This window comes from Halalkalicoccus sp. NIPERK01 (genome assembly GCF_030287405.1).
Taxonomy (GTDB): domain Archaea; phylum Halobacteriota; class Halobacteria; order Halobacteriales; family Halalkalicoccaceae; genus Halalkalicoccus.
This window is the reverse complement of the sequence record NZ_JASVVV010000002.1, coordinates 218,888-244,398: the sequence shown is the minus strand read 5'-3', so window position 1 is coordinate 244,398 and position 25,511 is coordinate 218,888. Positions and strand designations below refer to the sequence as shown.

Sequence of the window (25,511 nt, the reverse complement as noted above, 5' to 3'; positions counted from 1 at the left end):
GTATGCGCGCAGACTGCGTCGTCCTCGACGTCGACGGGGTGCTCGTCGACGTCGCCGACTCCTACCGCCGGGCGATCGTCGAGTCGATCGAGCGGGTCTACGACGACACCATCCCCAAGGAGCGGATTCAGGCGTTCAAGGACGCGGGCGGGTTCAACAACGACTGGGAGCTCACGTATGCGGCGGCGCTCTACGTCCTCGCCCGTCAGGAGGGCTATCCCGAGTCGGTCGAGGGGTTCACCGGCCGGATCGCGGATCGCGGCGGCGGCCTCGCCGCGGCGGAGGCGGTCGTCGAGGCGGCGCTGTCGGCGGAGGCGGCCCGCCGGGTCCGCGAACGCTGGAACCGCGAGCGCCTGCGCGAGGTGTTCCAGTGGCTCTACCTCGGACGCGACCTCTACCGCGACCTCGAAGGCGAGGCCCCCTCGGGGGTTCCGGACGACCACGCCGGGTTCATCCACGACGAACCCGTCCTGCTCGACCCCGAGGTCCGCGAACGGCTCGTGGAGCACTACGCGGTGGGGGTCCTGACCGGCCGGCCCGCCGCCGAGGCCGAGATCGCCCTCTCCCGGGTCGGCCTCGACATACCCGAGGAGCATCGCTTCACGATGGACGACTGGGAGGAGGGAAAGCCCCACCCGCGGGCGCTCGTGACGCTCGCCGAGCGCTTCGAGAGCGACTCGACCGCGTTCGTCGGAGACACGCTCGACGACGTGCGCACGGCGCGAAACGCCGCCGCGGCCGACCCCGACCGCGAGTACCACGCGGTCGGCGTCCTCACGGGTGGACTGGCCGGCGAGGAGGGGAGACGGAAGTACGAGGAGGAGGGCGCGACGGCGGTCCTCGACTCCGTGAACGACCTGCCGGACCTACTGGAGTAGGCCGTGCTTCACGAATCCCTCGATCACCTCTCGGAATCTTTAGGACGCGTCCCTCGTCACACCCTGTATGCGAATCGCGCTCTGTGGCGGCACCGGCGACATCGGCGAGGGACTGGCGCTGCGCTTCGCCTACGACACCGACCACGAACTCCTGATCGGCTCGCGCGACCCCGAGAAGGCGCGGGTGAAAGCCGAGGAGTACGTGACCGAACTCGGTAGTCGAGGGGTCGAGACGACGATCAAGGGCTTCGAGAACGCGATGGCGGCCGACCGCGCCGACGTGGTCGTCCTCGCGGTCCCGCCCTACTACGTCCGGGATACGGTCGAGTCGATTTCCGATAGACTCGACGCCGAGACGATCCTCGTCAGCCCCGCCGTCGGAATGCAGCGCGACGACGCGGGCCTCCACTACAACCGTCCCTCGGCGGGCAGCGTGACGGCGATGGTCGCGGGGACTGCCCCCGACGACGTCAGCGTCGTCGGCGCGTTTCACAGCCTCTCGGCGGACAAACTCGCCGCCCTCGACGTCGAGTTGGCGGAGGACACGCTGCTGGTGGGGGACGACGAGGACGCCGTCGACATCGTCCGCCTGCTCGCCGAGGGGATCGAGGGGCTTCGACCGCTCTACGCCGGTCCCCTCGGGAACGCCGCGGAGGTCGAGTCGCTGACGCCGCTGCTGATCAACCTCGCGAAACACAACGACCTCCACGACGTCGGCGTCCGGTTCGAATAAGGGGGTTCCTACGCGCCGGCCTCTTCGAGAGCGGTCTCGATGTCGTCGCGCTGGGTGACGCCGACGAACCGCTCGACGACGCCGTCGTCGTTCTCGATGATCAGGGTGGGAAGCGAGCGGACCTGGTACTCGTTCGCGGTCTCCTGGTCCTCGTCGACGTTGACCTTCTCGACGTGGAAGCGTCCGTCCCAGTCGTCCTCTAGCTCCTCGAGGATCGGGTCCTGTGTCTTGCAGGGGCCACACCAGTCGGCATAGAAGTCTTTCAGGGTTACAGCCATCGTTCACCACAGGCTACCCACGCGAGGTGGATAAGCGTTTCCCAGCCGTGCGGCCCGTGCGCCCGACGTCCGACGGCGCGTTCGAAACAGTTATGTTCCGAAGCGACCCGAACGCAACTATGAGCAGCGGACAGAACAGCGGCGGGCTGATGTCGAGCGCCGGGCTCGTCCGGTACTTCGAGGCCGAGGACCGCAACGCGGTCACGCTCGATCCCAAGACGGTGATGGCCGTCTGCGTGCTCTTCGGGGTCTTCATCCAGATCCTGAACGCCGTGATGTGACGCCGGGTTTTTGACCGCCTCGCTCCTCTTCCCGCTATGAGCCTCGTCGCCGGCGTCGTCGCCGTCCAGGGCAACGTCTCCGAACACGCGAGCGCCGTCTCCCGTGCCGGCGAGACCTACGACGAGCGCGTCGAGGTCCGCGAGGTCCGCTCCGGCGGCGTCGTCCCCGACTGCGACCTCCTCCTCGTCCCCGGCGGGGAGTCGACGACCATCTCACGCCTCGTTCACGCCGAGGGGATCGCCCCCGAGATCCGCTCGCACGTCGAGCGCGGCAAGCCCGTCCTCGCGACGTGCGCGGGGCTGATCGTCCTCGGACGGACGGCCGACGAGCGCGTCGACTGTCTCGGCCTGCTCGACGTCGAGGTCGAGCGAAACGCCTTCGGCCGCCAGCGCGACAGCTTCGAGGCCCGTCTCGACGTCGCGGGCCTCGACGAACCGTTTCCGGCGGCCTTCATCCGCGCGCCCGCGATAACGGACGCCGGAGCGTGCGAGGTGCTCGCGCGCGTCGATGGACGGCCCGTCGCCGTCCGGCAGGGGCCGATCGTGGGCACGGCCTTTCACCCCGAACTCACCGACGACGCACGACTGCACCGGCTCGCCCTCTTCGACGTGCCACCCGTTACACAGTAGGCCTTTAGGCGTCGGCCCCGTCGAAGGGGTATGGACGCCAGTATCGATGCGGTGCGTGTCGCTGGCACGCCCGACGGGCCGGTCCCCGTCGTCGTCCTCGCCCCCGACGGCGAGGCGGACGTCGTCCCGATATTCATCGGCTTCGAGGAGGCGAACAGCATCGCCCACGGCATGGACGCCTACGACATCGGCCGCCCGCTGACCCACGACCTCCTGCTCGACGTGATGGAGGAACTCGGCGGGCGTATCGAACGCGTCGAGATCAGCGAGATCAGCGACGAGGGGACCTACATCGCCGATCTGCACATCGCCGGCCCCCGGACGTCGGTGGTCGTCGACGCCCGCCCGAGCGACTCGCTCGCGCTCGCCGCCCGGACGAACGCCCCGGTCGAGATCGCCGAGGAGGTCTTCGAGCAGGGCCGCCAGGACCACGAACAGTTCGACGACCTGACCGACATCCGGGAGATGGGCGAACTCGTGGGGGAGGGGCTGTGAGCCGCGCCGAGGCCGACGTCATCGACGAACTGTTCGCCGTCATCGAGGACCGAAAGGAGACCTTACCGGAGGACTCGTACACCGCCTCGCTGTTCACCCACGAGAAGGGCGAGAACCGCGTGCTGGAGAAGCTCGGCGAGGAGACCACCGAGGTGATCCTCGCCGCGAAGGACGACGCGAACGACGAACTCGCCGCCGAGTCGGCCGACCTGGTCTATCACCTGCTGGTCCTGCTCTCGATGAAGGGGATGGACCTCGGGGACCTCCGCGAGGAACTGGCCGACCGTCGCTAGTAGTTCGCCCGCTCCGCCGACCGCGGTTCGTCGTTCAACAGCGCGCCGACCGCGCCGGCGACGGCGCTCTCTGCGGCCATCACCAGCGCGATCACGAGGGCGATCGCGAAGACGCCGAGACCGGCGAGCGCGCCCGCGGCGGCGCCGACCGGCCCGCCCGCGAGGCCGACGAGCGCGATCGCACCCCACAGCAGCAACCCGACGGCGATTCCGCCGATGCTCCCCGCGAGCAGGCCGTGCCAGAACCCACGGGCGAGACCGCCCCCGGCGACGTAGCCCGCGACGAACCCGCCGACGAGTCCCGCGGTGAGCTGTCCCAGCCCCGGGATCGCGAGGCCGATCGCCCCCACCAGTAGCGTTACCACGAACCCGTAGCCCACCGCGCGCCAGTCCGTCATGTCCTTCTGTTGGATCGGGAACGATAAAAACGCGACGCCCGGAAGCACGGCCTTTTATATCGCGCCGCCGTAGCGGGGGCATGATTTTCGAGGACCTTCCGACGACCCCGCGGTCGGAGGAACTCATCGACAAGGCGTTCTCGCGGGCGGCGCGTGCGGGGCGGGCGAAGAGCGGCGCGGAGGCCCAGCAGTCGATGCTCCAGACGGCCTCGAACGTGCTCTCCGATAACCTGGAGAACGTCGTCACCTCCTGGCCCGACTTCGACGCGGTCGACCCCTTCTACTACGAACTGGCCGACGCGCTGGTGGACGTGAACGAACTCAGACAGAGCCTCTCGGAGGTGGGGTGGGCGAGCCGCAAGACCGAGGAGATCGGCCGGGAGTACCAGGGAAAGCTCAGGACCGACGCGGACCTCGCGCGCAAACACCGCAAGCAGGCGTTCGCCCGACTGGCGAGCGTCGTCGAGGAGGTCGAGGAGGACCTCTTGAGGGTCGGCGAGGCTCGCGACCGGCTCAAGACCCTCCCCGACATCGACCCCGAGGAGCCGGCGATCGTCGTCGCGGGCTACCCCAACGTGGGCAAGTCGACGTTCGTCAATAGCGTCACCAACGCGCGCCACGAGACCGCCACCTACCCCTTCACCACCAGGGGGATCGGCGTCGGCCACCTCACGCGCGACCACATTCGGTATCAGCTCGTCGACACCCCCGGCCTGCTCGACCGGCCCCCGGAGGAGCGAAACGAGATCGAGTCGCAGGCCGTCTCGGCGCTGACCCACCTGGCCGACTGCGTGCTCGTCTTCGTCGACGCCAGCGCGGCGTGTGGCTACCCCGTCGAGGACCAGTTGGCGCTCCGGGACGCCATCGAGGGCCAGTTCGACGCCCCCGTCTTCACCGTCTGTAGCAAGGCCGACCGCTCGCGCGAGATCGACGCGGACTACTACGTGAGCGTCACGGAGGGAGAGGGCGTCGAGGAACTCCTCGACGGGGCGATCGAGGCGATCGGCTACGAGCCCGAACTCCCCTTCGAGTCCTAGGGTCAACTCGTCTGGTAGTCCTGGAAGCGCACCCGTACTGCCACCTCGCGGTCGGTCCGATCCTCGATCCGCTCGTCGATGTCCGTGGCGAGGCCGCTCGGCGGGTCGCCATCGCCGGTGTAGCTCGCGACCACCGTCACCGTCTCGGGGCCCGTCATCGGCGAGAGGTCGCCGTACTCGACCCGGACGGCGACGGCCGTCACGTTCTCGTGTTCGGCGAGTTCGTCGTGTACCGCCCCGTTCACCGCTCGCTCGTGGCCGATCTGGTCTGCGGCCGCCACGCCGACGGCACCGACGGCGACGACCAGCAACGCGACCGCGACGAGCGTCGTCGCCGACGTCCAGGAGCCCCGCAGCGAGCGGTCGGGCCGGTAGCCGAGCGCGAGCAGGACGGCCGCGCCCGCGAGGTTGATCGCCACGAGGGTCACGACGAGCAACAGGAGCGTGCCGGCCGCGATCAGCGGGTCGCGCCACGCGACGGCGATCCCGGTCGCCGCGGCGGTCGGAATCAGCGCGGCGGCGATCATCACGCCGATCAGCGACATCGGTCCCTTCGTCGTCAGGCCGAACGCGGCCGCCGCGCCCGCGGCGGTGCCGACGATCAGCGCCAGCAGGGTCGGGGCCACCCGCACCCCGATGAGCTCGATCGACCCCAGATCGAGGTCCGGCTGGGCGAACAGCCCCCAGCGCACGACCGCCGCTAGTGCGGCCGCGCCGACGACCGCGGCCACGAGTCCGAGCACCTGCAGCCGGATGCTGTCGACGAGCATCTCGCGGTCGCCGGTGACGGCGCCGACGCCCGCGGTGAGCGCGGGACCCACGATCGGCGCGATCACCATCGAGCCGACGACGATCGCCGGCGAGTCGCTCAACAGGCCGGCGGTGGCGATCCAGGCCGCCAGCAGCATCAACGCGAGAAACGAGCGGGTGTCGTTGCTCATGTCGCGGGCCTTCGAGCGCAGCTCTCTGGGGGTGAGCGGGTCGAAGTCGTCGGCGTAGCGGTCCATCAGCGTCTCGCTGTTGGGCGTATGGGCGCTCTCGACCTGGCTAATCAGTGTGTAGGTTTCTTCGTACCCCGCCTCGTCGAGGTCCCCGAGGACGTCGCCGACGGCGTCGTTCGGCAGGGGGAACTCGAGCAGGACGGCGTCGCCGCTCGTACTCTCGCCGCTGACGACGTAGTCGACGTCCTTCTCGTCGAGCACGCCGACGATCGTTTCTCGATCCCGCTCGTCGACGAGAATCCGAACCAGTCGCACGACGGTCACTACTCGGGACGGGCGAAAAAGGCTATCCCCGGCAGCCGCCGCGAACGCGGCCCCGTTCGCCGGTCCCGGTACTCGAATACGGCGTGGATACCCTCCGGATCGAACGTCCAGACGGGTTCTCGGAGCGCCGTCTACGCGACTCAACAGCAGGTCGGCCCCGTCGAGGCGGGGTCGGTAGAGGACGTGAAACCCGAACGGGCGGACGGCCGGCAGCCCCTCGCCCGTCGACCCGCCTAGCCGTTCCGCCGTTCGACCTCGATGAACCGGACCTCGACGGTCACCTCCTGGTCGACGTCCTCGTTGATCCGTTCGTAGAGGGTGTCGGCGAGCGCCCCTCGGTCGGGGTCGTCCTCGTAGCCCACGGTGACCGTCACGTGCGTGATCCGCTGGTTGATACCGACGATGTTCCCCTGTTCGTACACGACGTCCTCGCCGGTCGCGGACTCGACTTCGAGCAGCGTGAACCGTTCGTACTGACCGATCGTCTCCTCGATGTCGTGGTTGATCTCCTGTTGGAACGTCGCCGTCTGGTACGTCGAGAGGGTGACGCTCCCGAGGAAGACCGAGAGCAGGACGACGATCACGAGGAAGGTGGCGACGTTGCGAACCATCTTGCGGTGGGCGTCGTCGGTCTCGAACCAGTTGCGGGGCCGATACCCGGTGTACCACAGCGTCAGGACGCCCGCGAGGTTGACCGAGACGGCGTTGACGAGGACGAGCACCGTCGCGCCGACGGCGGGGAGGGGGAGTCCCCACGCGATGGCGATGCCCGCGGCGGCGGCGGGCGGGATGAGTGCGGCGGCGATCATCACGCCGACGAGCGCGACCGAGATGCCCGTCGAGAGCGCGAGCACGCCCGCGACGCCGGCCCCGAGCGCGACCGCCAACAGGAGCAGGTCGGGGGTGAACCGCTCGCTGATCTCGCCGATCGAGGAGAGGTCGATCCCCGGCGGGACGACGTTGGCCGTCTTGAGCAGCCACGCGAAGGCCGCAGCCCCAACGATCGCGAGACCGAGCCCGAACGCCTGGTACTTGATCCCGTTCCAGAACATCTCGTCGTCGTCGGTGACGGTACCGACGCTCGCGGCGAGCGCGGGGCCGATCAGCGGCGCGATCACCATCGAGCCGACCACCACGGCCGGCGAGTCGAGCAACAGGCCGGCGGTCGCGACGATCGCGCTGATGAGCGTCATCGTCACGTAGACCGGGAACGTCGGCGTCATCTCGTCGGCCTCGGTGTGAAGCTCCTGTCGGGAGATGCGCTCCTCGTCGGTGTCGTCGGTCGAGTACCGCTCCTTCAGATCGTCGAACTGCCGCGAGACGACCGTCTGGGCGTCGACGACGACCGTGTAGGACTGCTCCTCGAGGCCGAGTTCCTGGAGTTCGTCGAGGATCGGCTCGACGGCGTTGTCCGGCAGCGGGAAGTAGACCACGCCGGTGTACTCGCGCCCGCTCGTCTCGTCGGTGACGACGTAGTCGATCCCCTCCTCGTCGAGCGTCCCCAACACCGTCTCCCGCTTGCCGGCCGGGATCGTGACCTGTACCAGACGCACACCGGCGGTTCACCCGGTGTGTGCAAATAACCCTCGGAAGGGGAGCCGACAATATCTACTGTCGGACGTAGCGGTCGTGGGCAGTTCGCTGCACCGCTCGGACGAACCGCTTTCGCGGCTCACGTCCGACAGTATATACCTCCCGATCGGCTACACGAACCATGTTCGAGGGGCGACCCGACCGCGACAGCGAGATCGCCTTCGTCGGCCGGTCGAACGTCGGCAAGTCGACGCTGATGCGCGAGTTCACCGGCCACACCGTTACTACGGGGAAGAAACCCGGCGTGACGCGCTCGCCCAACCACTACGACTGGGCGAGCGAGGACTTCACCTTCACCGACCTGCCGGGGTTCGGGTTCATGGAGGGCGTCGACGAGGACGCTCGGGAGGCGATCAAGGACGACATCGTCCGGTACATCGAGGAACACGGCGAGGAGATCGTCGTCGGCGTGCTCGTCGTCGACGGAAAGGCCGTCGTCGACATCATCGACCGCCACACGGAACGCGGCGAGGTCCCCCACGACGTCGAGATGTTCCACTTTCTGCAGGAGGTCGGGATCCCCACGGTGGTCGCGGTCAACAAGATGGACAAAGTAGAAGACCGCGACGACCGGCTCGACGCCCTCTGTGATCGCCTCGGCCTCCCGGGGCCGTGGCAGCAGTGGCGCGACACGATCGCTCCGATCTCGGCGAAACGCGGGCAGATAGAGCCCCTGCGGGAGGCGCTCGCGGATCGTCTCAGGGACCAGCACCGCGACGACCTCCTGCAGTTCGTCCGATAGGGCTTGCGGCTGCAAGCTCAACCCCCTTCCGGGCGCCGCCACCACGGCCCCCATGGTCATGCAGACCTACATCCTCCACGTCGAAGAGAGCGAGACCGGCGACGGACTCGACGTCGACGTCTACGACGAGGACGGGGCGATCGAGGCCTCGACGTGGGTCGGCTACGAGGACTACGGCGTGACCGCCGGCGACGGGGACCCGGGGCCGACCGAGACGACGTTCGACGCCGACGTGCTGACCCTCGACCTGCAGGTCGAACGCGACGACGGCGGCTTTACCGTCCGGGTGCTCGGCGACGGGGAGACGCTCGCGAGCGCGCGGATCGCCGACGACGAGTGGGGGCTCGACGCCCGCTGATCCGGTCAGACGACCCGGTTCTCGAAGGGTTCGCCCGCGGCGATCCGTTCGACGTTCGCGCGGACGAGCGAGGCGACGCCCTCGTAGTACTCGCGCGTGAACGCCGCGACGTGTGGCGTGACGATCACCTCGTCGAACTCCCACAGCGGCGACTCCTCGGGGAGGGGTTCCTCGGCGAAGACGTCGAGCGCCGCGCCCCGGATCTCCCCCTCCTCGAGGGCGGCGACGAGCGCGTCCTGATCGACGACGCCCCCACGGGAAACGTTGATCAGATGACTCTCCTCGTCCATCGTCGCCAGTTCGGCCTCGCCGATCAGCCCCCGCGTCTGCTCGTTCAGCGGGACCGCGAGCGCGACGAAGCGCGCCCCCGCGATCGCCTCGTGGAGGTCGTCGCTCGCGTAGACCCGCTCGACGCCCTCGACGGGCTCGCCGCTCCGCCGTACCCCCGTAACCGTCATCCCGAGCGCGTTCGCCCGGCGGGCGATCCCCCGCCCGAGCGTCCCGAGGCCGACCACGCAGAGCGACTCGCCCGCGAGGGTGAACGGCACGTCCCACGCGGGCTTTCGCCACTCGCGGCGTTCCTGCTGGCGGGCGTACTGGTGGAGGCGCCGCGAGACGCCGAGCATATACCCCACGACCGTCTCGCCGACGCTCTCGCCGTGGATCCCCGTGCTGTTGGTGAGGACGATCCCCCGGTCCCCCAGCTCGTCGAGGGGGAAGCGGTCGTAGCCCGCCTGGATCGAGTGGATCCACTCCAGTTCGAGGAACGCCTCCTCGTGGGCGAACGTGACGACGGCATCACAGGCGGCGATCGCCGCCGAGTCGCTCACGACGACGACCTCCGGTTCCAGATCCGAGAGGGCCTCGCGTATACGCTCGGGCGGGAAGACGGCGCTCACGGAGTCGTGGATTCCGAGTCGCTCTAAGTGCATGGTACGGCTTCACCCACCGGTGGATTGAATCTTACGAGAACGCCGTCGGCGCCGCGGCGAATGACGGCTCGGGAGAACACCTCGTCACACGGGGCTCGGTGGGGGTAACCCTCGTCACTGCCGTCGACGGTACTTACCCCTCGGAAGGGTTTGGCTCTTTCCACCGCGCCCGGCGCTCGTGCTCCCGTGCTCGCTCGCGGATCCCCGCCGCGTCGAGGACGCCGTCCTCGGTGATCACGCCCGACACCAGTTCCGGTGGCGTGCGGTCGAACAGCGGGCACTCGACGGTGACGGCCTCGCTTTCCGTGATCGCTCCGCGCTCGACGCTCTCCAGCGTCGGCTCCGTCGAGGGGCTGATCTTGTCGGCGGCCGCGACGGCGTAGGCCGGTACGCCCTCCCGGGCGGCGACGACCGCCGCCGTCCGGGTGCCGACCTTGTTGACGACGCCCCCGTCCGCGAGCACGAGCAGCACGTCGACCTCCTCCATGAGGTGCGCGACCGCGGCGTCGAGGGTCAGCGTCACGTCGAGTGACTCGGCGAGGCGCTCGGCGACGCCGACACCCTCCCGGTCCGGTCGGGATTCGAGGACGACCACCCGTTCCGGCTCGCCGGCCGAGAGCGCCTCGGCGACCGTGCCCGACCGCGAGAGAGTCAATACCGTCCCCTCGAGACGTTCCGCGGCGTTCTCGGCGGCCTCCCCGTCGGCGGCGAGCGCCCGGTCGATTTCCTCCCACGCCGCCCGTTCGAGCGCCGCGGGGCTCTCGTCCTCGCTCGCCGCCCACATCGCCCGGTCGATCCGGTTTCCGAGGGCGGCCATGCTCGGACGCGCTTCGAGGAGGGCGGTCGCACGCTCGGCGAGCGCCGTCCAGTCGGCCCCCTCGCCCGCGCGGTCGCGCAACACCTCCAGCGCGCGGACGGAGACGTACGCGGAGCCGTGCGTGCGGTCGTCGCGGACGCTCCCGACGGTGGGAGAGACCGATCTGTAGGCTCGCCACGACCCCTCGACCGTCTCCCGACGGCGGATCTCGGTGGCGTGGACCCACGCCGTCTCGATCCCCGCTTCCATCTCTCCCGGTTCGCACTCGAAGAGGTACGGCAGGAGCCGCGATCCGTCGACCTCGACGGGGTCGCCGGCCCGAACGTGCGTCGTCTCCGCCGCCCACTCCCGGCAGAGTCGGCGGGCCACCCCGTCGGCCTCCCCGCCCGCCTCCGCGGACGGGACCCGCCACCTCCTCTCGTTTTCCCGGCGATACAGCAGGATCCGCCCGTCCGCCCGGAGGAAACAGACCACGACGTCAACCATGGTTCGACTCGGGTTCGAACGGCCTTCAGTCCCCGCCGTTCATATCCTAAATCGGTTGTTTAAGACCTAATTATTTATATGTATATGATTCGTAAGATCGGCCGGGAACATGACCAAGCAACACCGCCGAACGTTTCTCACCGCCGTCGGAGTAGGCACTGCCGCCCTCGCGGGCTGTATCGGTTCGCTCGACGGGACCGGAGACGACGACAACGACGACACCGGGAACACGACCGATCCGAACGGGGACGACGGGACCGACACGACGCCACAGGACGTCACCGCCCCCGCGATCGCCGACGGCGAGGTGATCGACGACTTCGAGGAGATCGAGTGGCAGCCGATGTTCGACCACACGACCGTCGGGGCGAGCGACGATGCGCTCGTCGGCGAGGGGGCGCTGCTGGTCGAGTCCGACGCGGACCAGGCCGGCGCGTACCGCTCCTTCTCGGGCGGTCTCGACGTCGCGGGCAAGCAGCTCTCGTTCGCGATCAAGGTCGAGTCGCCGCTGCCCGCGCGCGTGGTCGTCGAGGCGCGCGCACCCGGCCAGAGCGACCGGCTCACGAGCGCCCGCCGGATCCCCAGCGAGTACGACGGCTGGCTCCGGATGGAGGTCGGCTGGACGGGACGGCGCGGCGAGCCGAACCTCGGGAACGTCTACGACCTGCTGATCTACGTCGAACCCGACGGCAACAGCGATGAGACGATCCGCTTCGCCCTCGACGACCTGCGCGCGACCGAGAGCGCGGATCAGGGCTACGTCGTGCTCACGTTCGACGACGGCGTCGCAAGCCAGCACACCACCGCGCTCCCGATGCTCGAGGAGCGCGGCTGGCCGGGCGTCGCGGCGATCATCCCCGACTCGATCAACCGCCCGGATCGCCTGTCGCTCGAACAGTGCCGTGAACTGCGCGACGCCGGCTGGGACGTCTCGGCGCACCCCCACACCGCGCTGCCAGAGATGGAGTCCCACCAGGAGCGCGTCGACTACCTCCAGCGCGCGTACGACACGATCGCCAACCGGATCCACGAGGAGGGCGCGCGCCACTACTTCGCACCGTACAACCGCATGGACCCCGAGTCCATGGAGGCGGTCCGCGAGGTCTTCGAGACCTCCTTCATCTTCGGCGGCCACCCCAACGTCGCCCCGCCGACGGACGGCCACCTCCTCTCGCGGGTCAACGGCCACGACGCCTCGGATCTGACCGGGATGCTCGACCTCGCCGCCGACTACAACCAGGTCGTCGTCACGATGGTCCACGGCGTCGGCGACGGCGACCTCGACGACGTCAGCGAGGAAGACTTCGAGCGCCTGCTCGACGAGATCGAGGCGCGCGACCTCGAGGTCGTCACCGTCTCGGACCTGATCGACGGCTGAACGCCCCTCGCACCCGCTTCGGCCCTCCCCCATCCTCGCCGGTGTCGGCGGCCTTTTCACCGACCCGCGCCGACTCCGGATATGCGACTCCAACCCGTCTCGGGACTCCCCGAGATCCGCCCCGGCGACGACCTCGCCTCGCTCGTCGCCGAGCGGATCGACCTCGATTCCGGCGTCCTCTGTCTCGCGAGCACCGTCGTCTCGAAGGCGGAGGGACGGACCGCCGACCTCGGGGAGTTCCCGGCCGGCCCGCGCGCCCGCGAGATCGCCGCCGGACTGGAGGAACTCACCGGCGAGGAGAAGGACCCCCGCTTCGCACAGGCCGTACTGGAGGAGAGCACCGAACTCCTCATCGAGGCGCCCTTCCTGCTCACCGAGACCCGCTTCGGCCACGTCTGTGTCAACGCCGGAATCGACCGCTCGAACACCGGCGGCGACGATCTCCTCTTGCTGCCGAAACACCCCTCCGAGAGCGCTGCCCGCCTCTCCGAGGCGCTCTCCGTGCCGGTGATCGTCACCGACACCTGCGGGCGGCCGTTTCGCCACGGCCAGCGCGGGGTCGCCATCGGCTGGGCGGGCATGCCCGCCAGCCGGGACTGGCGCGGTGAGCGCGACCGCGACGGCCGAGAGCTCGGCGTGACGGTGGAAAACGTGATCGACGAACTGGCGGCCGCGGCGAACCTCGTCGCCGGGGAGGGCGACGGCGGGGTTCCGGCCGTGGTCGTAGAGGGGTTCGAGTTCGGTCGGATGGGCGGCAGCAACGAGCACTTCCGCGCCGTGGAGGACGACTACGTCCGCCAGGCGCTCCGGGGGTGGTCTCGTGAGTGAGTGCAACGAACGAACGAGACTAAACCAGAGCACCACCCCAGAGGTAATCGCATGAGCGAGCGGCGAGCGGAGGGAACGATGGGGATCGAGATCACGCCCGAACACCCCGTCGCGCGCGTCGGCGAGTTCGGCGCGCTCGCCGAGGAGGCCGGCTTCGAGACCGTCTTCGCGAGCTGTCACTACAACAACCGCGACCCCTTCGCGGCCCTCGGCGAGATCGCCCGCCGGACCGAGACGATCGAACTGGGGCCGGGCGTCGCGAACCCCTACGAGACCCACCCCGCGACGCTCGCCTCGCGGGTGGCGACGCTCGACGAGGCCAGCGACGGCCGGGCGGTCTTCGGGATCGGCGCGGGCGACGCCTCGACGCTCTCGAACCTGGGCTACGAGCGCGACCGGCCGCTCCGGCGCGTGCTCGAGTCGTTCAGGCTCGCCCGGCGGATGTGGGCCGGCGAGCGTGCGACGCACGAGGGGACGTTCACGGCGATCGACGCGGGCCTGAACTACCCGGCGGGCGAGATCCCCGTCTACGTCGGCGCACAGGGCCCCCACATGATCCGCATGAGCGCGAAACACGCCGACGGCGTGTTGCTCAACGCCGCCCACCCCGCCGATTTCGAGTGGGCGGCCGACCGGGTCGATGAGGGGTTGGCCGAACGGTCCGACTCGCGGGGAACGTTCGACTTCGCGGCGTTCGCGAGCCTCAGCGTCGCCGAGGACGGCGCCGAGGCGCGCGAGGCCGCCCGGCCGCCCGTCGCCTTCATCGCCGCCGGGGCGGCTCCGCCGGTTCTGGACCGTCACGGACTCGACGGCGAACTGGCGAGCGAGATCGGCCAGCACATCGAGAGGGGGGAGTTCTCGGAGGCGTTCTCGCTCGTTTCCGCGGACATGATCGACGCCCTCTGTATCGCGGGCACGCCGGAGACGGTCGAGCGGCGGGTGCGAGAGATCACCGCCTACGCCGACGGGTTCGTCGCCGGCTCGCCGCTGGGCCCGGATATCGAGGAGGCTATCGCTCTCGCGGCGGGGGCGATCGACCGAGGTCGTCGGGAACGATAGCGTCGAGGATCCCCCCCGCGGCGAGCCCGAAGAAGACGATCATCGAGAAGGCGAGGATGAGGTTGCTGATCAGCATGAGCACCGCGGCGATCGGGTCGTTGAGCGCGACGTCCGTCGTGAGGCCGATCAGTTCGACCACTTCGGCGATCGGGTTGACCATGCGAGGCGTTCGGCCGAGGGGTACTTGTGTGTGCTGTTCGACCGCACGCCCATGGCCGATTCCCGTGGGGACGACCCCGGCTCGCTCCGGACGGTCTACGGCTGGTCGCCCGACCCGATCGACTGCGAACGCTGTGGCGACCCGACGACCCGCTGGTGGCGCGAGGACCGACTCCTCTGTCCGTCGTGTAAGGAGTGGTCCGGACCGTCCACGGGGGCCTCCTCGCACTGCTCGAGTGCGCGTCGAGACCCGGTCGAGTGAGTCGGTTCGGCGCCATCCCTGCCGCCCCGACAGTGTTTAATAGGTCGATTTCGTACGTCCGACTGTAATGTCGGAAGTCTGCTCGACGTGCGGACTGCCCCAGGAACTCTGCGTCTGCGAGGACGTCGCCAAGGAGTCCCAGCAGGTCAACATCCGCATCGACGAGCGCCGCTACGGAAAGGAGGTAACGATCATCGAAGGGCTCGATCCGCGCGACGTCGACCTCGACAGCCTGTCGTCGGACCTCAAATCGAAGTTCGCCTGCGGGGGGACCGTCGAGGACGGTTCGATCGAGCTTCAGGGCAACCACAGCGGTCGCGTCGAGGATTTCCTCCGCGACAAGGGATACTCGGTCGCCTGATCCCGACCGCCTCGCTCGTGTAGTTTCCGCCGGCCGGATAGCCGCTCAGAACGGCGCGTCCGGCACGTCCGTCTCCGATCCTTCGGCCGACTCCAGCGCGTAGTCACGCCTCCACGCCTCGATACCGCCTTCGAGGCTCTGGACCCGTCCGGTGGTCCCCTCGTAGGAGTCGATGATCCGAACCGCCTGCAGGCTGGCCTTGCCGTGTGGACAGACCGTGACGATCCGGTCCGCACCCGCCAGCCCCTCGATCTCCCGAGGGAGGTTCCCGAACGGGACGTTCTCGCTGCCGGGGATCGAACCGCGGTCGAACTCGGCGCGCGAGCGGATGTCGACGATCCGCACGTCCTCGCCGGCCTCGAGCAGTTCGTTGAGTTCCCCGGGCGTGATCTCCTCGTCTCCGTCGCTCATACCCCCGCTAGCGACCCGCCGTGGATAAACCCCTAGATCAGCCCCTCCTCGCGCGCGAGCAAAAGCCCCTCGAGGGTCGCGTCGTTCGTCGGTTCCTCGCGGGCGCGCGCGAAAGCCTCCTCGACCGGGACCGATTTCACCGACAGGAACTCGTCGTCGTCCAACGCCTGTTCGACGGGGGTGAGCCCCTCGGCGAAGACGATCGCGCGCTCGTGGCGCATCGCGCCCGTCGCGACCCAGAACCGCTGGAGCAGGGAGACTCCGTCGGCCGCGAAGCCCGTCTCCTCCGTGAGTTCGCGCGCGCCCGCCTCGCTGAACGACTCGCCGTCCTCGACGATCCCCGCGGGGAGTTCGAGGTGGGTCTGGCCGATCGCGGGGCGGTACTGCTCGACGAACAGCACCTCCTCGCCCGTCGAGGTGTGACGGCTATCGCCGTCAACCCACGACGTGCCGGCGGGCACGCAGGCGACCACCACGGCCGCGGGCGCGAGTTCGGCCCAGTAATACTTCTTGGTCGTGCCGTCGGGCTGTTCGACCAGGTCGTAGCCGCCGGTGTACCAGCCCGTCTCGTACTCGGCCACCGATTCGAGGACCTCCCATGCGGTATCCCTGTCGGACTCGCTCATGGTTCCTCTGTGATCGCCACCCGATAAAGCGTCCCGTTTCGATCGACGTGGATGACGCCCAAGAGATGGTTCGGCTGCTCCGCGTCCCGTTCACTCGAAGACGGGCCGGTACAGCCGTCCGAACGCCTGTCGCCGGAGGGTACCGTGGGCGGCCTCGGGTTCGTGCTGGTAGGTGGCGGCGATCGCTTCCCCGTCGAACGCGTGCCAGACGACCCGGTCGACGTTCTCGCTGCCGAGCACCTCACACTCCCCCTCGAACCCCGTGCGCCACTCCTCGAACTCCTCGCGCGATCCGTCACGAACCTCCAACAGCGAGGCGAACAGCGCGTCGCGGGCGGTCTCGACCACCTCGCCCGTCACCCGCTCGCGGTACTCCTCGCGGTCGAACCCCATCGCCTTCGCGACCTCGCGGGTCACGACCTGTGCGATCGGTCCCACCGACTCGTACAGCTCGCGGGCCTCCGCGGGCGAGTCGGGGGCGAACCGGCCGTCCGTCTCGATCATACTCGTCGTTTCCCGGCGGGCCTTATTCCTCCTCGGATTCGTACATCTCGCGGGTCATCGCCTCCGCCTCGGCGAGGATCTCGCTCGCCTCGCCGCCCATCGTCTGGCGGCCCCGTTGTGGGGGAACCGCGTCCTCGAGGCGTCCGGGACCACCGTGGTCGTGGGCGGTGTCCTCGAAGACCGTCTCGAACTCCTCCTCGGAGGCGAACGGCACGGCCCGCTCACCGAGCGTCTCGGGGTCCATCTCCCCCCAGCCGGGGACGTGTTCGTCGAGCCATCCCTCGTGGTCCTCGTTCCCGAGCATGGCGGCAAAGGCGAGGTGGTTCGCCAGGTGCGTCTCGTCCTGCTGGGGGATCTCGCAGACCGGACAGGCGTAGCCCATACCTCCTCTAGGGGTGCGCCTCCTAACGGCCTTACGCCTCGGTCGCCCGCACCATCACGAGCGCGGTCTCGCCGTCGGCGTAGTAGCCGGGGATCCGCCGCCGGGGTTCGAACCCGAACGCCCGGTAGAGCGCGATCGCGGGGTCGTTGTCCTCGCGGACCTCGAGTTTGACCCAGCCGACCCCCTCGCGCCCGAGGATCGAGAGCGCACGCGAGAGCAGGCGTGTCGCGACCCTTTCGCCCCGCCGGTCGGGCGAAACGGCGAGGTCCTTGACGTGGCCGATCGCCCGTCCGTGGTTCGGGACGCTGTCGGCGACGACGTAGCCGACGACTCCGTCCGCGCTCGCGTCCCGGTAACGGGTCTTGGGGCCGGTCGAACCGTCGACGGCGACCAGGAACCCGGGTTCGCCGAGGAAGTCCTCGAACGCCGAGAACGGCCACGGCTGGGGGAACGACGCCTTCTCGATCCGGTAGACCGAGAGGAGGTCCGCCTGCGTGGCCGGTCTGAGTTCGACGGCGTCCGTGTTCACAGGGTGTCTACGGCCTCCGTCGTCAAAACACTACACCCTCGAAAAATCGGACCCCGATTCGCGCGTCGAGCTGTGAGTCGCGTCTGCGGCGATCAGTCGTCGGCGGGGGCCGCGCCGCTGCCGCCCTCGGCCTGCTGTTTCGTGTAGGGAAGCTTGCCGCCGGCGGTGACGATCTCGCGCTCGCGCTCGCTGGCGTCGAGGCGCGCGGTCGCCTCCCAGTCGTCGTTCACGCGGATGGTGAACTCGTTCTGTCCCGACCGGATGCCCTCCTGGACGTCGTCGACGACCTCGATGTCGTCGCCCTGCTCGATGCGCTCGTAGGTCTCCTCGTCGATCGTGTAGGGGACGATCCCGAAGTTGAACAGGTTCGCCTTGTGGATGCGCGCGAAGCTCTCGGCGAACACCGCCTCGATGCCGAGGTACATCGGACAGAGCGCGGCGTGTTCTCTCGAAGAGCCCTGCCCGTAGTTCTCGCCGGCGACGAGGACGCCGCCGTCTGCGGCCTGGGCGCGCTCGGAGAACGTGTCGTCCACCCGCGAGAGGGTGAACTCCGAGATCTTCGGGATGTTCGAGCGGTACATCAGGATGTCGCTGGAGGCGGGCACGATGTGGTCGGTCGTGATGTTGTCCTCCATCTTCAGCAGCGCTTCACCCTGGATGTGCGCGTCGAGCGGCTCCTTGAGGGGGACGTCCGCGATGTTCGGCCCCTTGATGAGTTCGTCGTCGACGGCCTCCTCGGGACTGATGAGGTCGGCCTTCGAGCCCGTGTACTGCTCGGGCATCTCGAAGCCGGGGTCCTCCAGGTCGCCGAGTTCCTCGGCCAGGTCGCGCGGGTCGACGATCTCGCCCTTGATGGCCGCCGCGGTGGCGACCTCCGGCGAACAGAGGTAGACCGAGTCGTCCTCGATGCCCGAACGGCCCTCGAAGTTGCGGTTGAACGTCCGAAGCGAGACCGAGTCGCTGCCGGGGACGTGGCCGATGCCGATACACGGCCCACAGGTGGCCTCCGAGAAGTTGACGCCGGCGGCCATCAGCTCCGCGGTCCAGCCCTCGCGCGCGAGCATCTCGCTGGCCTGCTTCGACGCGGGCGCGACGATCATGTCGGTCTTCATGTCGACCGTGCGGCCCTCGAGCATCTTCGCGGTGGGCAGGATGTCCTCGTAGGCGCCGTTCGTGCACGAGCCGATGATGACCTGATCGACGTCGGTGCCCGCGACCTCGCGGACCGGAACGACGTTGTCGGGCATCGACGGCTGGGCGATCAGCGGTTCGAGGTCGCTCAGGTCGACGACGATCTCGTCGTCGTACTCGGCGTCCTCGTCGGGCCCGATCTCGACGTACTCGTCGCCGCGGCCGAGGCTCTCTAGGAACTCCTCGGTGCGCTCGTCGGTCGGGAAGATCGAGGTGGTCGCGCCGAGTTCGGTCCCCATGTTCGTGATGGTCGTGCGCTCGGGGGCCGAGAGCGTCTCGACGCCCGGACCCGTGTACTCGAGCACCTTGCCGACGCCGCCCTTCACCGAGAGCCGGCGCAGCATCTCGAGGATGACGTCCTTCGCGGTCGCCCACTCGGGGAGTTCGCCCTCGAGGCGGACGTTGACGACCTCGGGCATCTCGATGTAGTAGGGGCCGCCGCCCATCGCGACGGCGATGTCGAGCCCGCCCGCGCCGATCGCCAGCTGGCCGAGCCCGCCCGGCGTCGGTGTGTGCGAGTCGCTGCCCAGGAGCGTCTTGCCGGGCGCGGCGAAGTTCTCCTTGTGGACGTTGTGGCAGATCCCGTTGCCGGGCCGCGAGAAGTGCGCGCCGAACGTGCCCGCTGCGCTCCTGAGAAAGCGGTGGTCGTCGGTGTTCTTGAAGTCGAACTGGTAGGTCTGGTGGTCACAGTACTGGGCGGCGATCTCCGTCTGGACCTCGTCGAGGTCGAGCGCCTCGAACTGGAGCCAGACCATCGTCCCCGTCGTGTCCTGCGTGAGAACCTGGTCGATCTCGATCCCGATCTCCTCGCCGGGTTCGAGCTCCCCGTCGAGGAGGTGCTCGTCGAGGATCTTTTCCGTTAGCGTCTGTCCCATATCACGCGAATCTCGGCCGTCCACGGGTATAAATCCCTCGTGTTTATGTACCGATAATCGTTGTAAATCGACCGCCGGGCGGGCAATTATTGCACGAACACGCGCGGTTCGTCAGGGGTTTATCCCCCCTGTGCGAGAGGGTGGATATGTACCGAGACGGAGCCTTCGTCGACGAGCACGTCACGCCGACGACCGGGGCACAGATCCAACCGAACGGCGTCGACCTCACGCTCGATGCGATCTTCGAGCCGCTCGAACCCGGCCGGATCACGAGAAACGACACCGAGATCGGCGAGCGCCAGCGAGTCGCGAGCGAGGAGTTCGACCGCAAGGTCCCCGAGACGTACTACCTCGAACCGGGCGGGTATATCGTGCGCTACGACGAGGTGGTCCGGATTCCCGAGGGCCACGTCGGCTTCGTCTACCCGCGTTCTTCGCTCATGCGAAACGGCTGCATGCTCGATACCGCGGTGTGGGACGCCGGCTACGAGGGACGGGGCGAGGGCCTGCTGGAAGTTCACCACGACGTCGAACTCGAACGCGGCGCGCGCATCGCCCAGCTCGTGTTCGCGGAGGCCGACCACGAGGGGACCTACGAGGGGACCTATCAGGGCGAGAACTACGAGACGCCGCGAGACTAGTCCCGCCGGAGCTTCTCGCGATACCGGCAGAACGACTCGTAGGGGCTGATCACGTTCCACTCGACGCCGCCCTCCTTCTCCTCGAGGAAGAACAGCTGTTCGAGCGTGCGCGCGCTCTGCGAGGAGACGGCCTCGCGCGCGAAGACGACCCGTCCGCGGAGGCGGCGCGGAAAGAGGAGCTGTTCCTCGATCATCACGCGAAACAGGGCGTTGCCGTCGGCCGCGAGGCGATAGCCGCCCGCCTCGAAGTAGTCGTCGGTCCGGATCGCCCGGTTCGACCCGCTGACCCAATCGAGGCCGACCAGTGGGAGGCCGTACTGCAGGGCGAGCCGTATCGAGGCGTCGATGTTGGCCTGTTTCTCGCCCTCGACGGGGCCGTAGGTGAGCGAGACGCCCGGCTCGAAGGGGGCGAGCAGTTCGCGCAGGAACGAGGGCGGGTAGAGGCTGTCGGCGTCGACGGCGACGCAGACCTCGCCGTGTGCGAGTTCGAACCCGCGGTGGCGGGCCCGCAGGATCCCCCGCTCGACGAGGTCGACGCAGTCGACGATCGGGTGATCCCGTGCGATCTCGACGGTGTCGTCCTCGCTGTACGAATCGAGGACGAGCACCTCGAAGGCGTACTCGTCGGGTGCGGCCTCGATCGAGGCGGCGAGCGAGTCCAGACAGGCCCCGATCCGACGCTGTTCGTTCAGGCTCGGGAGCGCGACGGTGACGAGCGTGCTACTCATGGAGGGGTGGCTCGGGTGTGTGTTCGCAGGCTACCCGATTTATCACTTGTGGCGAGATGTTTAGATACCTTCGACCGAGTAGGACACACATGGACGGGGCTCCTGTTCTCGCCTTCGTTACGTCTCCCGACCGGGTAGTCGCGTTCGCGGAGGCGCTCATCGCGCTCGCGAGCGGCTGGTTCGGGCTGGGAATCGTCTTCGCCTACTCGTTCGTTCTCGGCTTCGCCGTCGTGCCGCTCCCGAGCGAACTCGTCCTGTTCGCGCCGCTCGATCTCGGGTTCTCCCCGACCGGCCGCCTCGCGATCATCGTGGTCGTCAGCGGCCTCGGCAAGGCCGTCGGCAGCGTGCTCGTCCTCTGGATCAGCGTCTCGGTCCGCGAGTCGGACCCGGTGCAGAAGGCGATCGAGAACTCCCGGTTCCGGATCCACGAGTGGTCCCGGAAGGCCTCGATCCGGATGGCCAGACGGTACGGCTATCTGGGGATGGCGATCGTCCTCTCGATCCCCTTCTTCCCCGATACCGCCTCGGTGTACGCCTTCTCGGTCCTCGAGGACGACTACCTGCGCTTTTCGGTCGCGGCGTTCGCCGGCAGCGTCGGCCGGTTGGTCGTCGTCGCCCTGTTCCTCGAGGGGACGATCGGGCTCTGAACGCTTTTGGACCCGGGCGGCGATGGGGAGCGCATGAACCGGACACTGGGTATCGGCCTCCTCCTGACGGCGGGCGGGCTCGCCGGCTATCTCGTCGGCCTCGCGGCCGCGTACCCCGGCCGGGCGCTCTCGGTAACCGCCGTCATGGTCGGGATCGCGATCGTCGCGGTCGGGTTCGGCGGGCCATGATCGAGTCGATCGCCACCGACGGCTCCCGGCCGGGGTCGGTCGTCGCGGCCCGCGAGGCCGAGGGATCGGTCTGGGTGCGCGTGACCGACGCCGCCGACGGGGAACTCGACCGGGTCGCGGAGGCGTTCGGGATCCACCCGCTGGCCGTCGAGGACCTCTCGGGCGTGGTCCGGCCCAAGACCGAGGAGTACCCCGACTACACGTTCGTCCTGTTGAAGGTCGCAGAACTCGCCGTCGGCGAGACGTCCTTCGAGGAGGAACTGCTCGTCGACCCGCTGGGGATCTGCATCGGCGACGACTGGCTGGTCACCTTCTCGTTCACGGCGACCGACGCCTGCGACCGGGCGTGGAGCGCGGTCGAGCGCGACGGCCGACTGCTCGCCCGGGGCCCCGACTTCGTCGCCTCCCGGATCGTCGACGGCGTCACCGACGAGTACCTGGAGAGCCTCGACTCGCTCGAAGCGAGGATCGAGGACGTAGAGGACCTCGTCACGACCTCGACCGACATCGACACGCTCGAACGAATCAACCGCCTCCGGCGCGAGCTACTCGGGTTTCGAAAGCTCGTGTGGCCGACCCGCGAGGCCGTCGGCGCGCTCGCGCGCGGCGACCCCGACCACGTCCGCCCCGAGACCGAGAAGTACTTCCGGGACGTCTACGACCGTCTCGTGCATCTGGTCGAACTCACCGAGACCTACCGCGACCTGGTCGGCGGGGCGCGCGACATCTACCTCAACACGATCTCCCAGTCGACCAACGAGGTGATGAAACGCCTCACCGTCGTCGCGACGATCGTCCTCCCGCTGACGTTCGTCGCCGGCGTCTACGGCATGAACTTCGATGCGATGCCCGAACTCGGCTGGGCGGGGGGCTACTTCGCCGTCCTGCTCGGGATGGCCGGGATCTCCCTCGTGCTCGTCGCGTACTTCCGCCGGCAGGACTACCTGTGATACGCTCGGTCGGAGTCCCCGTGCCCGTGTCCGTCCGAGCGGATTACCGACCACCGGCACCCGGGTACGACCCATGAGCTACCCTCCGCTCGGCGCGACCTCGACCTCGTCGAAGCCCGCGAGGTCGCCGCTCTCGGCCCGGGAGACGGCCTCCAGCGCGTCGACGAAGCCCGTGCCGACGTTCTCGGCGGAGTAGACCGCGGCCCCGTCGGGGTCCTCGACGTCCGCTATCGCGTCGAGGTCCGCCTCGGCCTCGAGCGTGTTCAGGACGTCGATGGGCTCGGGCGTCGACCCCTGCGTCTCGCGGTAGGCGTCGATCAGCAGCGTCGCACAGCCCGCAACGCAGGGACAGGCCATGCTCGTCCCCGAGAGCAGGCCGTAGAACGTCTCGGCGTCGTCGCCCGTCGCCTGCAGCGGGTGGGCCGGGTTGAGCGTGCTCAGCACGGCCGCGCCCTTCGCGCCGATCCCGTTGCGGTAGATTCCGAGCGCCCCCTCGGACCCTTCGCCGTCGTGGTGGGCGCGCAGGTTCTCGAAGGCCGTCGCGCGGTCGTAGTTCGTCTCGCCATCGAACCCCTCCGAGCGCCCGCGCGAGGAGAACTCGGCCACCGATGTATCGGTGTGGGTGGCGGCGACCCCGAGGACGTGCGGGCCGCGGGCGAGGTAGTTGAGCGTGTTCGTCTCCGGGCCGCTGTTCCCGGCCGCGAAGACGGGGAGGATCCCCTCCCGTGCGGCGTGCCACGTGGCGACGTTGCCCGGGTCGTCCGGATCGAAATCCCCCGTTTCGCTCGCGCCGTAGGAGTTCGAGACGACCTGCACGTCCGTCTCGCCCGCCCGTTTCCGGGCGATCATGTGGTCGTAGGCGGCGACGACCTTCACGATCAGGAGGGTCAGCCCGGCAGAGTAGACCGTCAGGTCGGCGTCGGGGGCCATCCCGCGGTACTCGCCGTCGCTCTCTGCCCCGTCGCCACAGAGGGTGCCCGAACAGTGGGTCCCGTGGCCGTTGTCGTCGGTGTTGGTCCCGCCGGCGTCGACCCAGAGGGTGGTGTCGCCGTCGTCAGTGAGCGGGTCGCCGACCCACCGCCAGTTCGCCACGAGGCCCCCCGCGAGGTCGGGATGGAGGCCGTCGATCCCCGAGTCGATCACGACGCTATGGACGCCCTCGCCGGTGTACTTCCCCACCCCGTCGCCGGCCTGCACCTCGCTCGCCCCGCTCGTCTCGCGCGCCTCATCGTTGAAGTACTCGAGTTCGCGGTTCGGCGCGATTTTGAGGACCTCCTCGAACCCCGCGACCGTCCCGATTTGGGGACCCGTCAGCCGGGTGAAGGCGATCGGGAGGACGTCGAACCCGTGGAAGCCGTCGGCGAGGTCGAGATCCTCGAGGAGCGCGACGTCGTCGTTCCCCTCGAACACCACGAGGACCTCCTGTAACGTGTCGGTCGCCGTATCGAGGGCGTCGTCGATGGCGGCGCTCGCCGCCCCGGGGAACGCGCCCGCGATACCCGCAGCGCCGATCACGCCGACCGAGCGGACGAACGCCCGGCGGGGAACGCCCGCGGCGTCACCCGTCCCCGACGCCCTGTTATTTTCACTCATGTCTGGCATTGCGTTCCACACTCACGACGTATCCATAAAAACCGTTCCGTCGGAACGTTTCGGTTGTGGGACGATTTCGGCCGTGTCGTGGCTTTCGCCCCGTTTTCGATCCGGCGCGCGAGCGCCGTGTTCACACGATTCACACCCGACGGAAGGGTTTAACTTTGTTTCCGACATATAGACGCTCGATACCGCCAGCGCGCGTCGTCCGCCCACCAGTAGTACCTTCATATGTCTACGACCATCACGATCTCAGTCGACCCGCACGTCCACTCGGACGGCTCGTACGACGGCCACGAGCCGGTCGAACTCATCCTCGAACACGCCGCCGACATCGGGCTCGACAGCGTCGTGATCACGGACCACGACGAGATCGAGCAGTCGCTCCGTGCGGCCGAACTCGCGCCCCAGTACGGCCTGATCGGCATTCCGGGCGTCGAGGTCTCGACCGCCCACGGCCACCTGCTCGCGATCGGCGTCGAGGACCTCCCCGACGCGGGCCGCCCCTTCGGCGAGACGGTCGAGGAGGTCCGCGAACTGGGCGGCGTCGCGGCGGTTCCCCACCCGTTCCAGCGTTCGCGCCACGGCGTCCGCAAACGGCGCATCGACGACTGCGACGCGATCGAGGTGTACAACTCGATGCTGTTTACCGGCTATCGCAACCGGCGGGCGAAGGCGTTCGCCGAACGCCACGAGTACCCGAAACTCGGCGCGAGCGACGCCCACTACCTGCCCAACGTCGGGCGGGCGTACACCGAGATCACCATCGAGACCGACCGGGGGCTGACGGCGGCGGACATCACGCGCGAGACCGTTATCGACGCCCTCGCGAACGGCGCGACCCGCATCCAGGGCAAACGCACCCCGGTCCACAAGAGCACGAAACAGTACGCGAAGGGCGCGGTCCGCAAGTCCTCGTACCTGATCACCTCCCGGATGCCCGTCGTCCCCACCGTTCCGGCGTCGATGGACCGCTGACTCC

General features: G+C 68.8%; 34 protein-coding genes. 19 read left to right on the top strand and 15 right to left on the bottom strand.

The annotated features are described in order from the left end of the window. Window positions 1-2: 2 nt before the first annotated feature. Complete coding sequence (locus tag QRT08_RS07305; RefSeq protein WP_286045276.1) at window positions 3-878, top strand: TIGR01548 family HAD-type hydrolase; 876 nt, start codon at window positions 3-5, stop codon at window positions 876-878. Between the two features lie 67 nt (window positions 879-945). Next, window positions 946-1,611, top strand: a complete 666-nt coding sequence (npdG, locus tag QRT08_RS07300) for an NADPH-dependent F420 reductase (RefSeq protein WP_286045275.1) — start codon at window positions 946-948, stop codon at window positions 1,609-1,611. 8 nt (window positions 1,612-1,619) lie between these two features. On the opposite strand, the gene QRT08_RS07295 is transcribed toward npdG, so the two are convergent. Then, complete coding sequence (locus tag QRT08_RS07295) at window positions 1,620-1,889, bottom strand: thioredoxin family protein (protein ID WP_286045274.1); 270 nt, start codon at window positions 1,887-1,889, stop codon at window positions 1,620-1,622. 119 nt (window positions 1,890-2,008) lie between these two features. Between QRT08_RS07295 and QRT08_RS07290 the strand changes: the two genes are divergently transcribed. The 4 genes from QRT08_RS07290 to hisE are packed head-to-tail and all read left to right on the top strand — an operon-like array spanning window position 2,009 to window position 3,588. Then, window positions 2,009-2,170, top strand: a complete 162-nt coding sequence (locus tag QRT08_RS07290; RefSeq protein WP_286045273.1) for a preprotein translocase subunit Sec61beta — start codon at window positions 2,009-2,011, stop codon at window positions 2,168-2,170. A gap of 36 nt (window positions 2,171-2,206) precedes the next feature. After that, window positions 2,207-2,800 carry a pyridoxal 5'-phosphate synthase glutaminase subunit PdxT gene (gene pdxT / locus QRT08_RS07285; RefSeq protein WP_286045272.1) on the top strand — a complete coding sequence of 198 codons (594 nt, stop codon included), beginning with the start codon at window positions 2,207-2,209 and terminating at the stop codon, window positions 2,798-2,800. A gap of 30 nt (window positions 2,801-2,830) precedes the next feature. Continuing rightward, entirely contained in the window at window positions 2,831-3,295 is a 465-nt protein-coding gene (locus QRT08_RS07280) for a bifunctional nuclease family protein (RefSeq protein WP_286045271.1), read from the top strand. Beyond that, window positions 3,292-3,588, top strand: coding sequence for a phosphoribosyl-ATP diphosphatase (gene hisE / locus QRT08_RS07275; protein WP_286045270.1), 297 nt, complete (start codon window positions 3,292-3,294; stop codon window positions 3,586-3,588). The genes QRT08_RS07280 and hisE overlap by 4 nt, the downstream gene beginning before the upstream one ends. Here hisE and QRT08_RS07270 read toward each other — a convergent pair. Further along, window positions 3,585-3,986, bottom strand: a complete 402-nt coding sequence (locus tag QRT08_RS07270) for a DUF5518 domain-containing protein (protein ID WP_286045269.1) — start codon at window positions 3,984-3,986, stop codon at window positions 3,585-3,587. The two genes, hisE and QRT08_RS07270, sit on opposite strands and share 4 nt — an antisense overlap. 80 nt (window positions 3,987-4,066) lie before the next feature. Here QRT08_RS07270 and QRT08_RS07265 point away from each other — a divergent pair, with 80 nt between their 5' ends. Next, complete coding sequence (locus tag QRT08_RS07265) at window positions 4,067-5,023, top strand: NOG1 family protein (RefSeq protein WP_286045268.1); 957 nt, start codon at window positions 4,067-4,069, stop codon at window positions 5,021-5,023. Window positions 5,024-5,025: 2 nt separating this feature from the next. On the opposite strand, the gene QRT08_RS07260 is transcribed toward QRT08_RS07265, so the two are convergent. Continuing rightward, window positions 5,026-6,288, bottom strand: a complete 1,263-nt coding sequence (locus QRT08_RS07260) for a DUF389 domain-containing protein (RefSeq protein ID WP_286045267.1) — start codon at window positions 6,286-6,288, stop codon at window positions 5,026-5,028. Between the two features lie 233 nt (window positions 6,289-6,521). After that, window positions 6,522-7,841, bottom strand: coding sequence for a TIGR00341 family protein (locus QRT08_RS07255; protein ID WP_286045266.1), 1,320 nt, complete (start codon window positions 7,839-7,841; stop codon window positions 6,522-6,524). A gap of 161 nt (window positions 7,842-8,002) precedes the next feature. On the opposite strand from QRT08_RS07255, the gene engB reads away from it, so the two are divergent. Beyond that, entirely contained in the window at window positions 8,003-8,623 is a 621-nt protein-coding gene (gene engB, locus QRT08_RS07250; protein WP_286045265.1) for a GTP-binding protein EngB, read from the top strand. Window positions 8,624-8,675: 52 nt separating this feature from the next. Next, a complete protein-coding gene (locus QRT08_RS07245) occupies window positions 8,676-8,981 on the top strand; it encodes a hypothetical protein (RefSeq protein WP_286045264.1) in 306 nt (101 codons plus the stop codon). 5 nt (window positions 8,982-8,986) lie between these two features. On the opposite strand, the gene ddh is transcribed toward QRT08_RS07245, so the two are convergent. Beyond that, a complete protein-coding gene (gene ddh / locus QRT08_RS07240) occupies window positions 8,987-9,913 on the bottom strand; it encodes a D-2-hydroxyacid dehydrogenase (RefSeq protein ID WP_286045263.1) in 927 nt (308 codons plus the stop codon). A 133-nt stretch (window positions 9,914-10,046) separates the two neighbouring features. Next, the gene (locus tag QRT08_RS07235; protein ID WP_286045262.1) at window positions 10,047-11,216 is read right to left on the bottom strand and encodes an eIF2B alpha/beta/delta subunit family protein; all 1,170 of its coding nucleotides are present in this window, start codon (window positions 11,214-11,216) and stop codon (window positions 10,047-10,049) included. Window positions 11,217-11,325: 109 nt separating this feature from the next. Between QRT08_RS07235 and QRT08_RS07230 the strand changes: the two genes are divergently transcribed. From QRT08_RS07230 to QRT08_RS07220, 3 genes are all read left to right on the top strand, one after another. Then, window positions 11,326-12,594 carry a polysaccharide deacetylase family protein gene (locus QRT08_RS07230; RefSeq protein ID WP_286045261.1) on the top strand — a complete coding sequence of 423 codons (1,269 nt, stop codon included), beginning with the start codon at window positions 11,326-11,328 and terminating at the stop codon, window positions 12,592-12,594. 81 nt (window positions 12,595-12,675) lie between these two features. Then, window positions 12,676-13,422 (top strand): coenzyme F420-0:L-glutamate ligase, encoded by a 747-nt coding sequence (locus tag QRT08_RS07225; RefSeq protein ID WP_286045260.1) that lies wholly within the window; start codon window positions 12,676-12,678, stop codon window positions 13,420-13,422. Between the two features lie 51 nt (window positions 13,423-13,473). Next, window positions 13,474-14,481 (top strand): 5,10-methylenetetrahydromethanopterin reductase, encoded by a 1,008-nt coding sequence (locus QRT08_RS07220; protein ID WP_286045259.1) that lies wholly within the window; start codon window positions 13,474-13,476, stop codon window positions 14,479-14,481. Here the strand turns inward: QRT08_RS07220 and QRT08_RS07215 are convergent. Continuing rightward, a complete protein-coding gene (locus QRT08_RS07215) occupies window positions 14,432-14,641 on the bottom strand; it encodes a DUF8024 family protein (protein WP_286045258.1) in 210 nt (69 codons plus the stop codon). The genes QRT08_RS07220 and QRT08_RS07215 overlap by 50 nt on opposite strands. Window positions 14,642-14,692: 51 nt before the next feature. On the opposite strand from QRT08_RS07215, the gene QRT08_RS07210 reads away from it, so the two are divergent. Further along, on the top strand, window positions 14,693-14,902 hold the full coding sequence (locus QRT08_RS07210) for a DUF7573 domain-containing protein (RefSeq protein WP_286045257.1): 210 nt from the start codon (window positions 14,693-14,695) through the stop codon (window positions 14,900-14,902). 67 nt (window positions 14,903-14,969) lie between these two features. Then, on the top strand, window positions 14,970-15,263 hold the full coding sequence (yciH, locus tag QRT08_RS07205) for a stress response translation initiation inhibitor YciH (RefSeq protein WP_286045256.1): 294 nt from the start codon (window positions 14,970-14,972) through the stop codon (window positions 15,261-15,263). A gap of 45 nt (window positions 15,264-15,308) precedes the next feature. Here the strand turns inward: yciH and QRT08_RS07200 are convergent, their stop codons facing one another. From QRT08_RS07200 to QRT08_RS07175, 6 genes are all read right to left on the bottom strand, one after another. After that, window positions 15,309-15,674 (bottom strand): rhodanese-like domain-containing protein, encoded by a 366-nt coding sequence (locus QRT08_RS07200; protein ID WP_286045255.1) that lies wholly within the window; start codon window positions 15,672-15,674, stop codon window positions 15,309-15,311. Between the two features lie 32 nt (window positions 15,675-15,706). Further along, the gene (locus tag QRT08_RS07195) at window positions 15,707-16,300 is read right to left on the bottom strand and encodes an NUDIX hydrolase (RefSeq protein ID WP_286045254.1); all 594 of its coding nucleotides are present in this window, start codon (window positions 16,298-16,300) and stop codon (window positions 15,707-15,709) included. 90 nt (window positions 16,301-16,390) lie between these two features. Then, window positions 16,391-16,801: a DUF5809 family protein gene (locus QRT08_RS07190; RefSeq protein WP_286045665.1), complete on the bottom strand. Its 411-nt coding sequence runs from the start codon at window positions 16,799-16,801 to the stop codon at window positions 16,391-16,393. Between the two features lie 25 nt (window positions 16,802-16,826). After that, window positions 16,827-17,186: a DUF5810 domain-containing protein gene (locus QRT08_RS07185; RefSeq protein WP_286045253.1), complete on the bottom strand. Its 360-nt coding sequence runs from the start codon at window positions 17,184-17,186 to the stop codon at window positions 16,827-16,829. A 31-nt stretch (window positions 17,187-17,217) separates the two neighbouring features. After that, window positions 17,218-17,715, bottom strand: a complete 498-nt coding sequence (locus QRT08_RS07180) for a GNAT family N-acetyltransferase (RefSeq protein ID WP_286045252.1) — start codon at window positions 17,713-17,715, stop codon at window positions 17,218-17,220. 92 nt (window positions 17,716-17,807) lie between these two features. Beyond that, window positions 17,808-19,781: an aconitate hydratase gene (locus tag QRT08_RS07175; RefSeq protein ID WP_286045251.1), complete on the bottom strand. Its 1,974-nt coding sequence runs from the start codon at window positions 19,779-19,781 to the stop codon at window positions 17,808-17,810. Between the two features lie 146 nt (window positions 19,782-19,927). Between QRT08_RS07175 and QRT08_RS07170 the strand changes: the two genes are divergently transcribed. Next, window positions 19,928-20,422 carry a deoxyuridine 5'-triphosphate nucleotidohydrolase gene (locus QRT08_RS07170; RefSeq protein WP_286045250.1) on the top strand — a complete coding sequence of 165 codons (495 nt, stop codon included), beginning with the start codon at window positions 19,928-19,930 and terminating at the stop codon, window positions 20,420-20,422. Here the strand turns inward: QRT08_RS07170 and QRT08_RS07165 are convergent. Next, window positions 20,419-21,150, bottom strand: a complete 732-nt coding sequence (locus tag QRT08_RS07165) for a glycosyltransferase family 2 protein (RefSeq protein WP_286045249.1) — start codon at window positions 21,148-21,150, stop codon at window positions 20,419-20,421. The genes QRT08_RS07170 and QRT08_RS07165 overlap by 4 nt on opposite strands. 89 nt (window positions 21,151-21,239) lie before the next feature. Here QRT08_RS07165 and QRT08_RS07160 point away from each other — a divergent pair, with 89 nt between their 5' ends. Genes QRT08_RS07160 through corA form a run of 3 tightly spaced genes read left to right on the top strand, consistent with a single transcriptional unit; the run spans window position 21,240 to window position 22,936 of the window. Continuing rightward, window positions 21,240-21,797 carry a VTT domain-containing protein gene (locus QRT08_RS07160; protein WP_286045248.1) on the top strand — a complete coding sequence of 186 codons (558 nt, stop codon included), beginning with the start codon at window positions 21,240-21,242 and terminating at the stop codon, window positions 21,795-21,797. A 33-nt stretch (window positions 21,798-21,830) separates the two neighbouring features. Continuing rightward, window positions 21,831-21,986, top strand: a complete 156-nt coding sequence (locus QRT08_RS07155; protein WP_286045247.1) for a hypothetical protein — start codon at window positions 21,831-21,833, stop codon at window positions 21,984-21,986. Beyond that, window positions 21,983-22,936, top strand: a complete 954-nt coding sequence (corA, locus tag QRT08_RS07150; protein WP_286045246.1) for a magnesium/cobalt transporter CorA — start codon at window positions 21,983-21,985, stop codon at window positions 22,934-22,936. The genes QRT08_RS07155 and corA overlap by 4 nt, the downstream gene beginning before the upstream one ends. A gap of 78 nt (window positions 22,937-23,014) precedes the next feature. On the opposite strand, the gene QRT08_RS07145 is transcribed toward corA, so the two are convergent. Then, entirely contained in the window at window positions 23,015-24,538 is a 1,524-nt protein-coding gene (locus QRT08_RS07145; RefSeq protein ID WP_286045245.1) for a S8 family serine peptidase, read from the bottom strand. A 222-nt stretch (window positions 24,539-24,760) separates the two neighbouring features. On the opposite strand from QRT08_RS07145, the gene QRT08_RS07140 reads away from it, so the two are divergent. Continuing rightward, a complete protein-coding gene (locus tag QRT08_RS07140; protein WP_286045244.1) occupies window positions 24,761-25,507 on the top strand; it encodes a CehA/McbA family metallohydrolase in 747 nt (248 codons plus the stop codon). The last annotated feature ends 4 nt before the right edge of the window (window positions 25,508-25,511 follow it).

Bases quoted from the DNA above. Each gene is read 5' to 3' on its own strand.
- QRT08_RS07305 (WP_286045276.1), top strand. From the start codon at position 3: ATGCGCGCAGACTGCGTCGTCCTCGACGTCGACGGGGTGCTCGTCGAC.
- npdG (WP_286045275.1), top strand. From the start codon at position 946: ATGCGAATCGCGCTCTGTGGCGGCACCGGCGACATCGGCGAGGGACTG.
- QRT08_RS07295 (WP_286045274.1), bottom strand. From the start codon at position 1,889: ATGGCTGTAACCCTGAAAGACTTCTATGCCGACTGGTGTGGCCCCTGC.
- QRT08_RS07290 (WP_286045273.1), top strand. From the start codon at position 2,009: ATGAGCAGCGGACAGAACAGCGGCGGGCTGATGTCGAGCGCCGGGCTC.
- pdxT (WP_286045272.1), top strand. From the start codon at position 2,207: ATGAGCCTCGTCGCCGGCGTCGTCGCCGTCCAGGGCAACGTCTCCGAA.
- QRT08_RS07280 (WP_286045271.1), top strand. From the start codon at position 2,831: ATGGACGCCAGTATCGATGCGGTGCGTGTCGCTGGCACGCCCGACGGG.
- QRT08_RS07270 (WP_286045269.1), bottom strand. From the start codon at position 3,986: ATGACGGACTGGCGCGCGGTGGGCTACGGGTTCGTGGTAACGCTACTG.
- QRT08_RS07265 (WP_286045268.1), top strand. From the start codon at position 4,067: ATGATTTTCGAGGACCTTCCGACGACCCCGCGGTCGGAGGAACTCATC.
- engB (WP_286045265.1), top strand. From the start codon at position 8,003: ATGTTCGAGGGGCGACCCGACCGCGACAGCGAGATCGCCTTCGTCGGC.
- QRT08_RS07245 (WP_286045264.1), top strand. From the start codon at position 8,676: ATGGTCATGCAGACCTACATCCTCCACGTCGAAGAGAGCGAGACCGGC.
- ddh (WP_286045263.1), bottom strand. From the start codon at position 9,913: ATGCACTTAGAGCGACTCGGAATCCACGACTCCGTGAGCGCCGTCTTC.
- QRT08_RS07235 (WP_286045262.1), bottom strand. From the start codon at position 11,216: ATGGTTGACGTCGTGGTCTGTTTCCTCCGGGCGGACGGGCGGATCCTG.
- QRT08_RS07230 (WP_286045261.1), top strand. From the start codon at position 11,326: ATGACCAAGCAACACCGCCGAACGTTTCTCACCGCCGTCGGAGTAGGC.
- QRT08_RS07225 (WP_286045260.1), top strand. From the start codon at position 12,676: ATGCGACTCCAACCCGTCTCGGGACTCCCCGAGATCCGCCCCGGCGAC.
- QRT08_RS07220 (WP_286045259.1), top strand. From the start codon at position 13,474: ATGAGCGAGCGGCGAGCGGAGGGAACGATGGGGATCGAGATCACGCCC.
- QRT08_RS07215 (WP_286045258.1), bottom strand. From the start codon at position 14,641: ATGGTCAACCCGATCGCCGAAGTGGTCGAACTGATCGGCCTCACGACG.
- QRT08_RS07210 (WP_286045257.1), top strand. From the start codon at position 14,693: ATGGCCGATTCCCGTGGGGACGACCCCGGCTCGCTCCGGACGGTCTAC.
- yciH (WP_286045256.1), top strand. From the start codon at position 14,970: ATGTCGGAAGTCTGCTCGACGTGCGGACTGCCCCAGGAACTCTGCGTC.
- QRT08_RS07200 (WP_286045255.1), bottom strand. From the start codon at position 15,674: ATGAGCGACGGAGACGAGGAGATCACGCCCGGGGAACTCAACGAACTG.
- QRT08_RS07195 (WP_286045254.1), bottom strand. From the start codon at position 16,300: ATGAGCGAGTCCGACAGGGATACCGCATGGGAGGTCCTCGAATCGGTG.
- QRT08_RS07185 (WP_286045253.1), bottom strand. From the start codon at position 17,186: ATGGGCTACGCCTGTCCGGTCTGCGAGATCCCCCAGCAGGACGAGACG.
- QRT08_RS07175 (WP_286045251.1), bottom strand. From the start codon at position 19,781: ATGGGACAGACGCTAACGGAAAAGATCCTCGACGAGCACCTCCTCGAC.
- QRT08_RS07170 (WP_286045250.1), top strand. From the start codon at position 19,928: ATGTACCGAGACGGAGCCTTCGTCGACGAGCACGTCACGCCGACGACC.
- QRT08_RS07165 (WP_286045249.1), bottom strand. From the start codon at position 21,150: ATGAGTAGCACGCTCGTCACCGTCGCGCTCCCGAGCCTGAACGAACAG.
- QRT08_RS07160 (WP_286045248.1), top strand. From the start codon at position 21,240: ATGGACGGGGCTCCTGTTCTCGCCTTCGTTACGTCTCCCGACCGGGTA.
- QRT08_RS07155 (WP_286045247.1), top strand. From the start codon at position 21,831: ATGAACCGGACACTGGGTATCGGCCTCCTCCTGACGGCGGGCGGGCTC.
- corA (WP_286045246.1), top strand. From the start codon at position 21,983: ATGATCGAGTCGATCGCCACCGACGGCTCCCGGCCGGGGTCGGTCGTC.
- QRT08_RS07145 (WP_286045245.1), bottom strand. From the start codon at position 24,538: ATGCCAGACATGAGTGAAAATAACAGGGCGTCGGGGACGGGTGACGCC.
- QRT08_RS07140 (WP_286045244.1), top strand. From the start codon at position 24,761: ATGTCTACGACCATCACGATCTCAGTCGACCCGCACGTCCACTCGGAC.